The 14,025-nt window shown below is 58.4% G+C and carries 15 protein-coding genes; 4 read left to right on the top strand and 11 right to left on the bottom strand.

Annotated features, from left to right (window positions below):
• Nucleotides 1–30 precede the first annotated feature (30 nt).
• The 4 genes from AC2TEM_RS03380 to AC2TEM_RS03365 are packed head-to-tail and all read right to left on the bottom strand — an operon-like array spanning nt 31 to nt 2,024.
• On the bottom strand, nt 31–219 hold the full coding sequence (locus AC2TEM_RS03380) for a ubiquinol-cytochrome c reductase iron-sulfur subunit N-terminal domain-containing protein (protein WP_170393361.1): 189 nt from the start codon (nt 217–219) through the stop codon (nt 31–33).
• 56 nt (nt 220–275) lie between these two features.
• Nucleotides 276–887: a TorD/DmsD family molecular chaperone gene (locus tag AC2TEM_RS03375; protein ID WP_480855980.1), complete on the bottom strand. Its 612-nt coding sequence runs from the start codon at nt 885–887 to the stop codon at nt 276–278.
• Nucleotides 888–891: 4 nt separating this feature from the next.
• Nucleotides 892–1,473: a DUF3306 domain-containing protein gene (locus AC2TEM_RS03370; RefSeq protein ID WP_170626027.1), complete on the bottom strand. Its 582-nt coding sequence runs from the start codon at nt 1,471–1,473 to the stop codon at nt 892–894.
• Entirely contained in the window at nt 1,470–2,024 is a 555-nt protein-coding gene (locus AC2TEM_RS03365; RefSeq protein ID WP_170393358.1) for a DUF3305 domain-containing protein, read from the bottom strand. Before AC2TEM_RS03365 ends, AC2TEM_RS03370 begins: the two co-directional genes overlap by 4 nt.
• A gap of 250 nt (nt 2,025–2,274) precedes the next feature.
• Between AC2TEM_RS03365 and AC2TEM_RS03360 the strand changes: the two genes are divergently transcribed.
• A complete protein-coding gene (locus tag AC2TEM_RS03360) occupies nt 2,275–4,230 on the top strand; it encodes a 4Fe-4S binding protein (RefSeq protein ID WP_170422424.1) in 1,956 nt (651 codons plus the stop codon).
• Here AC2TEM_RS03360 and AC2TEM_RS03355 read toward each other — a convergent pair.
• Nucleotides 4,224–4,952 (bottom strand): cytochrome c family protein, encoded by a 729-nt coding sequence (locus tag AC2TEM_RS03355; protein WP_170421185.1) that lies wholly within the window; start codon nt 4,950–4,952, stop codon nt 4,224–4,226. The two genes, AC2TEM_RS03360 and AC2TEM_RS03355, sit on opposite strands and share 7 nt — an antisense overlap.
• 132 nt (nt 4,953–5,084) lie before the next feature.
• Here AC2TEM_RS03355 and AC2TEM_RS03350 point away from each other — a divergent pair, with 132 nt between their 5' ends.
• Genes AC2TEM_RS03350 through AC2TEM_RS03340 form a run of 3 tightly spaced genes read left to right on the top strand, consistent with a single transcriptional unit; the run spans nt 5,085 to nt 7,317 of the window.
• Nucleotides 5,085–6,146 carry an Mrp/NBP35 family ATP-binding protein gene (locus AC2TEM_RS03350; protein WP_170421187.1) on the top strand — a complete coding sequence of 354 codons (1,062 nt, stop codon included), beginning with the start codon at nt 5,085–5,087 and terminating at the stop codon, nt 6,144–6,146.
• Nucleotides 6,143–6,841: a biotin/lipoate--protein ligase family protein gene (locus tag AC2TEM_RS03345; RefSeq protein ID WP_170421189.1), complete on the top strand. Its 699-nt coding sequence runs from the start codon at nt 6,143–6,145 to the stop codon at nt 6,839–6,841. The genes AC2TEM_RS03350 and AC2TEM_RS03345 overlap by 4 nt, the downstream gene beginning before the upstream one ends.
• Nucleotides 6,838–7,317, top strand: coding sequence for a DUF6505 family protein (locus AC2TEM_RS03340; protein WP_170393354.1), 480 nt, complete (start codon nt 6,838–6,840; stop codon nt 7,315–7,317). The genes AC2TEM_RS03345 and AC2TEM_RS03340 overlap by 4 nt, the downstream gene beginning before the upstream one ends.
• Here the strand turns inward: AC2TEM_RS03340 and AC2TEM_RS03335 are convergent.
• The 6 genes from AC2TEM_RS03335 to AC2TEM_RS03310 form a co-directional block, all read right to left on the bottom strand.
• Nucleotides 7,314–7,814: a flavin reductase family protein gene (locus AC2TEM_RS03335; protein WP_170421191.1), complete on the bottom strand. Its 501-nt coding sequence runs from the start codon at nt 7,812–7,814 to the stop codon at nt 7,314–7,316. The two genes, AC2TEM_RS03340 and AC2TEM_RS03335, sit on opposite strands and share 4 nt — an antisense overlap.
• 86 nt (nt 7,815–7,900) lie before the next feature.
• Nucleotides 7,901–9,313: a 3'-5' exonuclease gene (locus AC2TEM_RS03330; protein ID WP_170421193.1), complete on the bottom strand. Its 1,413-nt coding sequence runs from the start codon at nt 9,311–9,313 to the stop codon at nt 7,901–7,903.
• A gap of 2 nt (nt 9,314–9,315) precedes the next feature.
• Nucleotides 9,316–9,834 (bottom strand): hypothetical protein, encoded by a 519-nt coding sequence (locus AC2TEM_RS03325; RefSeq protein ID WP_170393351.1) that lies wholly within the window; start codon nt 9,832–9,834, stop codon nt 9,316–9,318.
• A gap of 27 nt (nt 9,835–9,861) precedes the next feature.
• Complete coding sequence (locus AC2TEM_RS03320; RefSeq protein ID WP_170421195.1) at nt 9,862–11,685, bottom strand: DUF294 nucleotidyltransferase-like domain-containing protein; 1,824 nt, start codon at nt 11,683–11,685, stop codon at nt 9,862–9,864.
• Between the two features lie 108 nt (nt 11,686–11,793).
• On the bottom strand, nt 11,794–13,578 hold the full coding sequence (locus AC2TEM_RS03315; protein ID WP_170393349.1) for a sodium:solute symporter family protein: 1,785 nt from the start codon (nt 13,576–13,578) through the stop codon (nt 11,794–11,796).
• A gap of 5 nt (nt 13,579–13,583) precedes the next feature.
• Complete coding sequence (locus AC2TEM_RS03310) at nt 13,584–13,868, bottom strand: DUF4212 domain-containing protein (RefSeq protein ID WP_010439512.1); 285 nt, start codon at nt 13,866–13,868, stop codon at nt 13,584–13,586.
• Nucleotides 13,869–14,025 lie beyond the last annotated feature (157 nt).

The raw sequence follows: 14,025 nt of genomic DNA, 5'->3' as shown, positions 1-14,025 counted from the left end.
AACCGTCAGTCGGGTATGACTACGTCCGGGTCAGAACCGGGCGCTGTCGAGGTATGCGCGCGTGTGCGCGGTGTCCTGCATCCGGGTTTCGTCCGTCGGCAGTTCGGCTGCTTCGGCTTTCCCAGACAGGCTGGCGGCGGCTACAGCAGCGGGCGCTGCGGTACCGGCCAGTTTCAGGAAGTCGCGGCGGGTTGCGCCTTCTTCCTTGGTCTTGCTCATGGGCTCCTCCTGTCCCAATTGCGGTTTGGTGCCTAAAGGCACCGGCGAGTGGCGGGCTAGGCCGCCGTCATTCGAAAGGCTTCACGTTCGATCTCCATGAACACCCGACCAGCCGTGCCGACCGAGGCGTAGAGAACCGAGTTCTCGGCACCTTCCAAATCCGAATAGAAATGCGCGGCCCAGGGCCCGATATGTTTGCTCCAGAACGCCTTTTGATCTTCCAGCGTGGCGGGCGCGCCGAACCGACCGACGATCATGCCCGCCATCATTTCCATTAGCGAGGCGATGTTGTCTTCGGGTTCATAAACATTCTGCGCCCGGGTGATGCCCCGCGCGGCCATGTCATTGCGCAGCTGCGCTAGGGGTTTTTCGTTCAGAAAGCCCGTCAGGTAGAAAGAGGCATAAGGCAGCAGTTCGCCTCGGCCCAATCCGATGAACAGTGCGTTGAATTCGCGCTCTGCGGCGGCAGGCTTGGTCACCTTGGCCACCCGTGCCATTGCCTGAATGGCCTGACCTAGATCCGAGTCATCACCGCTTAGCCCGGCCATATGATCCAAAAGCAACTGATCGGGTGGACCGGCCAATAGCAGGCCAAGAAAATTATAGAAATCCGCACGCAGACGATCCTCAGTTGAGATATCCAATGTTTGCGCGTTGTCTGCGGTCATAGAGTTATCCTTCGAATTCGAATTTCATACGGCGTGGAGCAGGGGTGAGTTCGATTTCCTCTGGCTCTTCCATTTCAACCATCTGTGGGGCTTCCGGTTCTGGTTCGACGGCGTTGATCGGTTCTTCACCTGACTCGATCGCCTCGGGCATGTCAGCTTCTGTTTCTGCTTCGGACATTTCCGCCTCGGCAGCGAGCGCTTCGACATGCGCCAACATACCCTTGCCAACCTGATACGCGGTCTGGATGTTCTCAATCACGCAAGCCGCATCGGTATAATCCTCGCCGTAATCGACCAGCCCGTCGACATTGGCCAGAACAGGATTTAACCGCCATAGGCGCCGCAAGGCGCGGCGGCGCAGACGGTCAGGTACAGCTTTGGCCATGAAGCCCGAGACATCATCGCCGGCTTCCAGTGTATCGGGATCGGGCAGATCAAACTCGGCCAGAATTTCAGCGTCGCTTTTTTCCTCCAACTCAGCTTGCCGCGTTGTGATAATCTGTTCCTCTGCGGCCAAAGCTTCTGCTTCGGTCTCGGCCTGAACGGCGGCCTTGCGGCGGGACCAGAAATCGCGGGCCTGGGTCATTGCAGCACCCGACGCGGAGCCCGGTAGACATCTGAATCCTGCCGGATTCGTGCATCGCCCTTGCCGTCTTCCACCAGATCGGTGCGTTTCTTGTCCCGTTTACGTTTTATGAACACCTCGTCCTGATGATGCTGCAGGGTGAAATCGCGGAGCCATGCAATCAACCCTTCGGTCATCGGAATCTTCTCAACGATCTCTTCGCCGGTATCCGCATAATCCTGACCCTCGAACGGTGAGGCGGTGATCAATACGGCATTCAGGGGTGTTTCGCCTTTCAGCTCATCCCGCAAAACCAGGTACAGCGAAGGTTGACCGTCCGACAGGTTGACCATGTAGGCTTCGGTTTCATCGGCCCACAGGGTGAGGGGCAGGGTGGCTGCATGGTATTCGATGGCCTCACCTTCACGTCGCAACTCTTGCCAGTCGGCAGGCTTTGCACCTGGCAAAACAGCGACCGCGCGCCAGTTCCAACGCGCCCAGCGTGTCACCCCGGGTGTTCTGCGCACGACGACGCCAATTGTCATTTCAGTCCGGCTTGCGGCCTTGGCCACTGGCTCCTCCCCGGAAGGCTCTCCCCTGCCTTCCATTGATGTACTATGTTACATAAATTGGCGACCTGCCAAGTCTAGTTTCGCCTAATATGAGACATTCACTTAGAGTTTATTTCCAACTTCAGGTTTTGATGGCGATTTGTGATGAAAAATAATGCACATATCGGGATTTTCTCTGATGCTTCGCATTGCCTCGGCGCGGATTGGGTCTAAGCTGCTGATGGGGCAGAACGCAGCGTCGGGAGGGGAAATGGCCAGCAAGCTCATATTGTGTGATTGCGAGGGGACGCAGTCCCTGAACGCAGATGGTATTTCTGCAGCCTGCGATACGGAGTGCTCGAAGGTGCATACCGCCCTTTGTACGCGCCAGATTCAAACTGCCGCCGAGTTGATGACGGGCGATGAGCAGGTGGTGTTTGCCTGCGCTCAGGAAAGTGCAGTTTTTAGCGAGCTTGCCGAGGAACTGGGTGTTGAAGCGCCCGGATTTGTCGATCTGCGCGACCGAGCTGGCTGGTCCGAACAGGGGACCAATGCAACCCCCAAAATGGCTGCGCTCGCGGCTGAGGCATTACTGCCGCAGCCAGTGACCCCAAGTTTCGATGTCATCAGTGAAGGTACCTGCTGTATTGTGGGGCCCGGAGAGGTTGTCTTTCCGTTGGCCGAACAGCTGTCCGCTGTGTTGGCCGTGACTGTGCTTTTGGTTGACGATGCAGAACCGCTAAGCCGCAACTATGACGTTGCGCGCGCACGAATACGCAGACTGACCGGCGCGCTGGGTGGATTTGTTTGGCATCTGGATGAAGTGCAGCAACTGGATCCCGGCGGACGCGGAGAATTTGGTTGGAGCGCACCCCGTGACGGTGCAACGTCGCGTTGCGACATTGTTGTTGATCTGACCGGAGCAACACCTTTGGTTAATGCCCCCGAAAAGCGCGAGGGGTACTTGCGCGCTGATCCCAGAGATGCGGTGGCCGTCGCGCGTCTTGCTTTTGAAGCGGTGCAACTGGTCGGGACCTTTGAAAAACCGCTCTATGTCCGATTGGATGAGACGCTTTGCGCCCATTCGCGAGCGGAACAAACGGGGTGTTCAAACTGTCTGGACGTCTGCCCGACCGGTGCGATCACACCGGCTGGCGATCATGTAGCCATTGATCCGATGATTTGCGCCGGGTGCGGTGAGTGTTCGGCGTTGTGCCCGTCGACTGCCATCACATATGAAGATCCTCCGGTCTCGGCGGTATTGTCGCGGATGCACATACTGGCCCGGACCTTCCGGCGCGCGGGCGGCGTTGCACCGCGACTGCTGGTGCACGACGCCCATGGGGCGCAGATGATCCGGATGGCGGCCCGGTTTGGACGAGGACTGCCAGCGGATGTCATTCCGCTGGAGCTGAACGTGGTTTCGGGCTTTGGACATGCCGAGATGCTCGCAGCGCTGGCGCATGGCTTTGCGCGCGCCGATATCCTGATTAGCCCTAAGACCGAACGGGACGCGCTTGATCGTGAATTAGAGCTGGCTCGGGCTATCGCAGTGCAAGACGCACTGAGTCTGATCGATGAAACCGACCCGGATGCGCTGGCAGATCTGCTTTATGCGCAAGATGTTCCGCAGCCATTGATTGATCCGGTGCTTCCACTGGGTAATCGTCGTCAAATAGCGCGTCTGGCGGGGCAAGCTTTGAACCCGGAGGTCGAGGTGCCGCTGGCCTTGCCCGAGAGCGCGCCTTATGGCGCGATTGCAGTGAATACCGACACCTGTACATTGTGCCTGAGTTGCGTGTCCCTTTGCCCATCGGGGGCGCTGATCGATAACCCGGACAAGCCGCAGTTGAATTTCCAGCAGGACGCCTGCCTGCAATGCGGGATTTGCCGAACGATCTGCCCAGAACAGGCGATCACACTAGTGCCCCAGCTTGATCTGAGCGACCAAGCGCTGTCACAACAGGTGCTGAATGAAGAGGAACCCTTTGAATGCGTCGAATGCGGCGCAGCGTTTGGCGTTAAATCAACGGTTGAGCGGATCATGGAAAAGTTGTCGGGCACACATCCGATGTTCGCGACCTCGGATCAGGCGCGGATGATCCAGATGTGCGACAATTGCCGGGTGAACGCCCAGTTCCATAGCGCTGACAATCCATTTCAATCCGCCCCCAGACCACGGGTTGTCACAACGGATGATTACCTTTCAAAGCGCAAGGATCACTGAAGTTGCAGTGGCGCGCCCAGATCGGCGGCGCGCATGGCGGTCACGAAAGCCAGAATTGCTTCGAGGTCATCCAGGCTCATCTCGACCGGATGGATCGGCGAGGGGCGCTCGGGCGGGAAAGGTTCGGTGACGCCCTCGATCTGCGTGAAAGCTGGGTGTGGGTTCAGGGCAAAGAACGCCTGAAACCGTTCCGACCAGTCGGGCATTGCGCGCAGCACTGCGAAAGACGGGGTCGAACCCAGCCCGTTCATCCGATTCTGTGGGCCGATCACATGGCACCGGCCACAATGGGTCATCGACAGATCTTCGCCAAGCAGCGCGTTTCCGTCGACCTCGACCTCTTCGGTAACAGTGGCAGTTTCGAAACTTGCGCTAAAGGGCGTGCCCTCATCGGGGATGAAGTTTTCAACCGTCCGTCTGCCAATGTCGGAAAGTAGCCATTCACGAAACCTTACCTGCTTGGCGCTGTCGTCGATTCTTAGATGATAGACCACCCCGTCACGGGCAAAGACCGGATCGCCGGGCGAACTCGGGGCCAGTGACATGACGCCGCTTTCATCCGCAACAACACGTATTCCGGTCTTGAGAGAAAAGCGCGGAAGAATATGTTGCAAAAGACCTGAGTTTGTCACTTCATCCGGGGCGGCAAGGCCCAATGCCTCTTGCGACCAAGAGGGGGTGGCGGTGAGCGTCAGGCTCAGGCACAACAGGACAAAGCGCATGGTTAAGCCTAACGGTGGCTGACCCGATGCGTCAAATGTACAAAATGAGACGGAGACACATGCAATGAGCGGCGACTATATTCTGTCGATACGCAAGGCGCCCAGCGTGGGGCGGATCAAGGGGAAGACGGCATGAGCATCCGTGATGCAGTTCTAGCGAACTTAAAGAAGATTACCGATCCGGTTTCTGGTCAGGATATTGTGAGCGCGGGTATCGTGCGTGCATTGAATGTTGAAGGCGATACCGTTCGGTTTGTGCTGGAGATCGATCCCAAACAGGCCGAGAAGATGGAGCCCGTTCGCGCCACAGCCGAACAGGCGGCGCAGATGGTTGATGGTGTTTCAAAGGTCTCGGCAATGTTGACCGCGCATTCGGACAAGGCACCGCCTGATTTGAAGCCCAAGCCAAAGCCCTCGCAAACCGGACCGCAGGCCGTTCCCGGTGTGGACCGGATCATCGCGGTTGCGTCGGGCAAGGGTGGCGTGGGCAAGTCCACAGTGTCGGCCAACCTTGCCTGCGCGCTGGCCGCTGAAGGCCGCCGCGTAGGCCTGTTGGACGCAGACGTATATGGCCCTTCACAACCCCGGATGCTGGGTGTGTCGGGGCGACCGGCCAGCCCAGATGGCAAGACGATCCTGCCGCTGCGCAATCACGGTGTCACCATGATGTCGATGGGGTTAATGACCAACGAAGGGCAGGCGGTTGTCTGGCGCGGCCCCATGCTGATGGGCGCCTTGCAGCAGATGATGAGTCAGGTGCAATGGGGCGCATTGGATGTGTTGATCGTTGATCTGCCCCCCGGAACCGGCGATGTGCAACTGACGCTGAGCCAAAAGTTTCAGGTGGATGGAGCCATTGTCGTCTCAACCCCACAGGATGTTGCTTTGATCGACGCCCGCAAGGGGATCGATATGTTCAACCAGCTCAAGACGCCCATTGTTGGGATGATCGAAAACATGTCGACGCATATTTGCTCGAATTGCGGACACGAAGAACATGTCTTTGGCCATGGCGGTGTTGCCTCAGAAGCCGAGGCGCTGGGCGTGCCATTGCTAGGGGAAATTCCGCTGCATCTGGATATCCGAGTTGCCGCCGACGGGGGTGCCCCCATCGTGGTCAGCAAACCAGACAGCACGCAAGCCGAAGCCTTCCGCAAGATCGCCCGCGACATGATTGCCAAGGGCAACGCGTGACCCAGCCGGTCTTTCCCCCATTGCTCAAAGGGCAACCTGCCAAGGCCGGCGAAGACCCGTTCGAGCGAGCCCAGGCCATGGCAGCGCTGGGCTGTGACGCGGGAACTGTGGTCCACAATATTCAGGCGGATCGTCTGCGCGTTGCGATAGTATTCGCGCCCGAGGTTCCGTTGCGGGATGCTATGGCAATGCTGCCGCTTTGTGCTGTCGGGTTCCAGAATGCGCTGGGCGCGCTGGCCCCGCCCGAGGTCGCGGTGCACTTGGGTTGGGATGGGCTGATCTGTGTAAACGGTGCAAAATGTGGGACAATAAAAGTTGCAGCGTCGTCTGCCGAGGTGGATGAGGTTCCCGATTGGCTGATCGTTGGTTGGGAACTGGCCTTGCTTCAAACCAGCGATGCACCAGGGGAAACACCGGATGTTACCTCGCTCTATGATGAAGGATGCGCCGAGGTTTCTGCGACGCAGTTGGTCGAGAGCTGGTCGCGTCACATGTTGACCTGGTTGAACCGCTGGACCGAGGACGGTAACGCGCCGATTCACGCTGAGTGGATGGGGCTGCTGCGCGGTGTCGGAGAACCTATTGGAGAAGGGGGTGTCTTTCTGGGCACCGACGAGCGCTTCGGTATGCTGATCCGCGACGGCGCGGACACACATTTACGCCCGCTGACAGAATTATTGGAGACCGCCAGATGAAACTCGCCCGTGCTATCCATTTTGATGAAAGCGATATGAACGTGTTTCATTCACCCGCAAGAACCGGTGAATGGTGCATCTCGGGCGGATTCGAGTTTTCGAACTGGAGTGAGGCTGATCTGGAAGGCAAGGCGCGTCAGGCCTTTGCCAATGGATGGCTGGGGCTTGAAACCTTCGGGCGCGTTACATTTGTTGCCGTCACACAAGTCGAGCAGGCCGAGATTGACCAGATCACGCAATATCTGGCCGAGCATTTCGTGCAATTCTACGGCGCGCCTTCGGTTGAAGCCGCGTTAGAAGTGGCGCAGGCCGAAGTCTCACATATGTCCGAGCTGTGCGAAGATCATGCCCCGAACACATTGCTGACCGTCGCCCGAGAGCTGACGGGGGCAGGGGTGCACGAGGCATTCCGAGTGATCACCCCGCAAGAGACGCAACTTGAAGCGTTGGCCGTCCACGGCTCGCTGGACGATTAGATCAGATCGGCGAAGCCGCCGAATTGTCCGCGCTTGAAGATCAGCCCCTGACCTGGGCGATGCATGACCTGTTCAACATGACCAACAAGGATCAGGTGGTCACCTGCCTCATGACGGGCCGACAGGCGGCAATCGAAGCGGGCGAGGCATTCCGCAAGTCGGGGGCGCCCGGCGTCATCCTCCTGCCAATCCGCATGGGAAAAATCGAACCCGTTTCGCGCGAATTGCAATGCTTGGTCGTGCTGGTCCTGCGCCATTACATGGATCGCGTAATGTTCGCAGTTGTGGAACGCGTCGTACCGGTTCGAGCCCCGATCGAGACACCACAGGACCAGCGGCGGGTCCAGCGATACAGACGCAAATGAGTTCACCGTGATTGCTGCAGGGCCCTCGGAGGTATTTGTGGTCACAACGGTGACGCCGGTGCCGAAACAGCCCAAGGCCTCGCGAAAGGCAAGGCTTTGCTCGGGGCTGGGAATGAAAGTTTTTTCCGTCATCGCGCGCTCGTACATGGGCCTGTCTCAGGTGCCACGCGACGCCGGGATTGTCCACGGAAAGCTGCGGTGATTTTAGGAATTTCTGGTCAGTTCAGGTCTTCAAGCAACCGTCCGTGTTTGCGAGTCTCGGTGATGACGTCGCCAAAGGTCACCAAATTACGGGCCGTAAGCATCGGTAGCATCCGAACCAGCACTTCGGCGGTCGCGACGGCATCACCCAAGGCCGTGTGACGCAAGGCTTCCGGGATCGTTATGCCTAACCGCTCGCAGACCGCGTCCAGCGTATGCGTTTCGCTTGCCCCGAACAGCACCGCCGACAGCAGGACCGTATCCAGAATGGGGTGGCTCCATTCCACCCCCATACGCTCGGCATGGCGGCGCAGGAAAGCCATGTCGAATGGTGCGTTATGGGCAACAATGACGGCATCCCGGGCAAATTGGTGAAAGCTGCGACCGGCCTCGGCAATATCAGGCGCACCCTGAACCATCCGGTCGCTGACCTTATGCACTTTGGTTGAAGCTGGGGGGATCGGGATGCCGGGGTCGACCAGGGTATCAAGCCGTTCGCCTTCGACGATCTTACCCTTTACGACGCGCACCGCACCGATCTGTACGATCTCATCCTTATGCGGGAGCAGGCCCGTGGTTTCGGTGTCAAAGACCACGAAGCAGAGGTCCAAAAGAGGTCTATCTTCAAACGCGTCATCACCGGGTGTGTCGAGAAGTTCGAAATCGTAAACCAGCGGGCGGGCCGCGTCGGGGTCGATCTGCGCAGCACTGTCATCGAAAACCAGCATGTAACCAGGGGCATCGCCCAAGGGTTTCATACGGGCCGAATAGGATTGCCGCCCATCAACACTGGTCAGCGTGCAATGGACGTCTTTCCCGGTCTTGACCAGCTTCGCATAAGAATCCGTCAGGCCCGTCGCTTCGAGATAGTCAAACAGCGACGCGTTCAACCGGGGATGTGCGATCTGTGCCAGAACCTCAGCCGCCTGCGCGTCATATAGAACGATCTGATGCTTCGGTCCGGCTAAAAGCATTGCAACCGGAATCTCGGTCAGCAGCGCCGTTAGACGTTGTTTTTCCGAGGCCAGATGGGCCGTTTCCGCGGCCACGGCCTCAGCCGTGGTCATGGCGTTGGCAGCCAGTTGTTCGGCCAGTCCAGCGGCGGCGGGGGCCAGATCGCCCAAATAGCGCGCCGCCTGAAGGTCCAAATCCGTGCTGACCCCGGCGTGTGCGCGCGCCCGGAGTTGGGCCGAGAGCCGCTCGATCGGTTTTGCAACGTTGTCATCAAAAAGAAGCCAGACTCCGGCAACTAGCGCCAACATTCCAAAAGCGATCAGTATCTCTGCGAAGATGAACGCATCCATAAGGGCAGGATCACTTGCCCTCTGATAACCGACCCACAAAGCCAGGGTGCTGATGATCAGCCCTCCTGCCGCAAGTAATAGGAAGAACAGGAACACCCTCAGGCGCAGGCTCAGATGGTTCAACATGGTCAGACCCCGCAGGTTGCCTCGATTACCGGATCTTCAGCGTCGATCTTGATCCAGCTGGCGTTCAGCAAACGTCCGTCATCGGCGAATTCGGCCCCGTCTGCCAGGTTGGCGCGGCTGTTTTCGGCGCAGTTTACAGCGACCGGCATCTTTGAGACCGGTGCCCAGCGACCAAAAAAGTAAAGATCAACCAGACGCTCGTCCGGCAAATTGGCATTGGTGCGTACCGATGTGGCGTCGATCGCAGCAAAGCGGTCGACAAAGGGCACGGCATACGTCCAAGGGCGATAAAAGGCGCGGCTTTCCACCTCCTGCACGATGGTGAGGCTGTCGGGCAGTTGGTCGCGCGTACGGTCATACCAAGAATACTCGCTGGTAATCGTCATACCGATCATCCCCGCACCTGCCGCAACCGGCGCGGCCCATTTGGGCAAGCGGCCCCCGGTCAGCTTGTTCACCACCATCACGACACCCGCAAAGGCAAAGCCTGCAAAAATCGTGCCGATCAGTTCCAGAAACATGTGATTTCTCCGTTCATTTCCAGTTTCTTAACCCAGCATTCCTTTGCCATGGCCAACCGCTGATTGCATGGTTTTTACCACGACAAAGGCATCGCGGAGATGACTTCGCTCAAAGTCCGACAATTCAGTGGGTGGCAGGTAATTGTCCGGTGCATCCCCGGATTTGACCAGACGCACTTGATGTTCCAATCGGGTCTCAGCGATCAGGTCATATGCGTCCAGTAAATCGCGTGCTCCAGACGCGCTGAGCACACCCGCAGCCTCGGCGGCGCCAAGACGGGCGCGGGTGTTCGCTTCGGTTAATTGTCCCTGCAGGCTGTAGATGCGTGCCAGATCCACGACAGGCACCACGCCATTATGCTTGAGGTCGAGCGTATTGCGATGCTCACCCGAACGTATGGTGGCGAATCCACGCAGCAGGCCCAGAGGAGGGGTGTGCTTGAGCGAGTTCGAGATCATATGAGCTACAAAGATCGAATTCGCATTGGCTGCCGCCAGCGTATCGGCCTGCAGGTCTGTGAACAGATCGAAGGACCCTCCGATGGGCCGCAGGTCAAACATCACCGAGGCCAGCATTTGCGCCTCAGGGTTGGGTTTGGCGATCCAGCCATTGAAATACTCGCGCCAGACACGCACGGGCTGGCACCAGCGAGGGTTGGTCGCCATCATGTCACCGGGGCAATAGAAATAACCGCAGGTATCCAGCCCGTCTGAGACGAATTTGGCCAGCGCAGCGAAGTAGGCCATATCACCGTCCGCCACACTGTCATCTAGCATCAGGCAATTGTCCTGATCAGAAACTCCGGTCTGTTCCTGCCGTCCTTGCGAGCCGCAAGCAAGCCACAAGTAGGGCACTGGCGGCGCACCCAGTTCAGCCTCAGCCAGTGCCAGCAACCGCCGCGTCGCAGTGTCTGCGATGTCGGTGATCAGCCGTGTAACGATCTCGTGCCGGTTGCCACCCGCGACGAGTTGGACCAGAAGTTGTGGTATCTCAGCGGTGACTTGAGCCATCTCTTGCGGGCTGTCGGCGCGGGCAATTCGTCCTACCAACTCGGCAGAATTGACCGCCTGATAGCGGGTGAGGTCGGTTTGGGTTACGATTCCGACCAGCTTACCGGCCTCGGAAATTGGAATATGACCGATGCCACGTTCCATCATCACGTGTAATACGTCCGAGCCGATATCTGTCGGGGCAAGAATGATTGGATCGGCGGTCATGATCGCCGAAACCGCGGTGTCAGCGGGCATCGCCTCGGCGACGTATTTGCCGGAAATATCGCGGAGGGTTGCGATACCCAACAATCTGTCCCCTTCGGTCACGCAAAGCGATGAGATATGGCGGTCGCGCATGATCTGCGCGGCGTTTTGAACCGGTGTATCGGGCGGGCAGGTGGCAGGGTCACGAGCCATCAGCACGTCAATTGCACTGGTAGCCAGGCTTTGCGGTCCGCTCCGCCCACCGCGTGAACGGTTAAAGAACTTGGACACCACATCGTGACCTTCGATCAGGTTTTTCACAAGGTCTGGCGGCAACACGATCAATACTGACGGCGTGTGCGCGCGCGCATGTGTGGCGGCTTTGCCGTCCTTCAGCAATCCGCGCTCACCAAAAGAATTGCGCAATCCCAGATGCGAAACGACAGCGCCGTTTTCATCGGTAATTTCTACCTGTCCTTCATAGATCACAAAGACGCCGGGCAGTGCGTTGCCCAACTGGTAAATGCTGCCATCGGCATCGACTTCGCGCACTTCGATCTGCTTGGCCAGATCGTCCAAAGCATCATGGGGCAACGAGTCATAGGGGTGTACAGACTTCAGAAACCGGGTGATTTCGTCATGGGACAGGGGCATTTACGCTCTCCGGAGTTCCGAATAAAAAATCCCGCCCGGTGGTGTGCCGGGCGGGAACAGTAAGTCGAAAGATGCGATCGAAGACAAGAGCCGCCGACCGCATCACACTCAGTGATCCTGAGCTGCGCCCGCACCACGGGGAATGCGAATGCTTTCGACCATATCTTTGATCTCCTGCGGAGTCTCTTTGGTCATACCGGCAACGACGTAGGCGACGCCGAAGTTGATCATCGCACCGATGGCGCCGAACGAGGTCGACTTGATCGGACCCAGAAGCGGATCAGCATCGGTGAACGAGTTGGTGCCCGGAATGAACAGCCAGCCCTTATGCAGGAAGATGTAGACCAGGGTTACGGTCAGACCAGCCAGCATACCTGCAACCGCGCCGGTGTTGTTGATGCGGGTCGAGAAGATCCCCATCATCAGCGCCGGGAAGATCGAGGCAGCCGCCAGACCGAAGGCCAAGGCCACGGTTTGTGCCGCAAAGCCCGGAGGGTTGAGACCCAGGTAGGTTGCAACAACGATGGCTACAGCCATTGCAATCCGTGCCGCCAGAAGTTCACCCTTTTCAGAGATCGACGGGTTGATTGCACCTTTGACAAGGTCATGGGACACAGCCGACGAGATCGCCAGCAGCAGGCCCGCAGCGGTTGACAGAGCAGCCGCAAGACCACCAGCAGCGACCAGACCAATCACCCAACCTGGCAAGTTGGCAATCTCAGGATTGGCCAGAACCAGGATGTCGCGGTTGAACTTGGTCAGCTCGTTACCGACCCAGCCTTTTTCTTCGGCGATTGCAGTCATCGCCTCGGATTTGTCGTTGTAGTACTGGATCTTGCCGTCGCCGTTCTTGTCTTCCCAATCCAGCAGACCGGTTTTCTGCCAAGTGGCCATCCAGTCGTAACGCGGATCATTGTCGATTTCCTCAACCGAAACAGCGCCACCTTCGATGCCACCATTGGGCCACATCATGTCGGTGATGTTCAGGCGCGCCATTGCACCAACAGCAGGAGCCGTCAGGTACAGCAGAGCGATGAAGACCAGCGCCCAGCCTGCCGACCAACGTGCGTCAGACACTTTGGGAACGGTGAAGAAGCGCATGATGACGTGCGGCAGACCCGCAGTACCGATCATCAGCGACAGGGTGAACAGCACCATGTTAAGCGTATTCGAGTGGTGGGCCGTGTAGTCGTTGAAGCCCAACTCGGTCACGATGGCGTCCAGCTTAGTCAGCAGGGGTTCACCGCTGGCGGTGTCACCAAACAGACCCAGTGCCGGAACAGGCGTGCCGGTCAGCTGCAGCGAGATGAAGATGGCCGGGATGGTATAGGCGGTGATCAGCACGCAGTACTGAGCGACCTGAGTGTAGGTCACGCCCTTCATCCCACCAAACACTGCGTAGGCAAACACAACGCCGGCGCCGATCAGCAGACCTGTAGTGTTGGACACTTCGAGGAAGCGACCAAAGGCCACGCCAACACCGGTCATCTGACCGATCACGTAGGTCACCGACGCAACGATCAGACAGATCACCGCAACGATACGTGCGGTCTGGCTGTAGAAACGATCCCCGATGAATTCCGACACGGTGAACTTGCCGAACTTACGCAGGTAGGGCGCAAGCAGCAGGGCCAGCAGCACGTAGCCACCGGTCCAACCCATCAGGAAGGTCGAGTTGTCGTAGCCGGTAAAGGCAATCAGGCCCGCCATCGAGATGAACGAGGCCGCAGACATCCAGTCCGCCGCTGTCGCCATACCGTTGGTGACCGGGTGAACGCCGCGACCGGCGGCATAGAATTCCGATGTGGAACCCGCACGGGCCCAGATCGCGATGCCGATGTAAAGCGCAAAAGACGCGCCCACAAACAGCAGGTTGATGGTAAACTGATCCATGCCGATTACTCCTCGTCCACGCCGTGCTCAGCGTCGAGCTTGTTCATGCGCCAGGCGTAGTTGAAGATCAGCACCAGAAAGACCAGGATCGATCCTTGCTGAGCGAACCAAAAGCCCAGATCTGTACCGCCAACGGCGATGCCGGACAGCAGCGGACGCAGCAGAATGCCGAATCCAAACGACACCAGCGCCCAAATCGCGAGGCTGATGTAGATGAGGCGCAGGTTGGCCTGCCAATAGCCCTTGTCGGCTTCGGCAGTCTGCGCGGAGTTTGTTGAATGATCCGCCATCGCGGGTTCCTCCTTCGCTTCCCTCATTGGCGGCCCATTGCCCAACTCCTCCAGTGCGGTGGGCCGCTTCTCGGTTGTGCCAAACGCCCCGTGACGTCAGGCATAACTTCTCTGGTCCGCCAAGGCGGGTCCATTGAAGTATTCTGATTTAGGATCA

It is taken from the genome of Ruegeria sp. HKCCD3925, from assembly GCF_057221175.1.
This window is presented reverse-complemented; position numbering and strand designations above follow the sequence as displayed.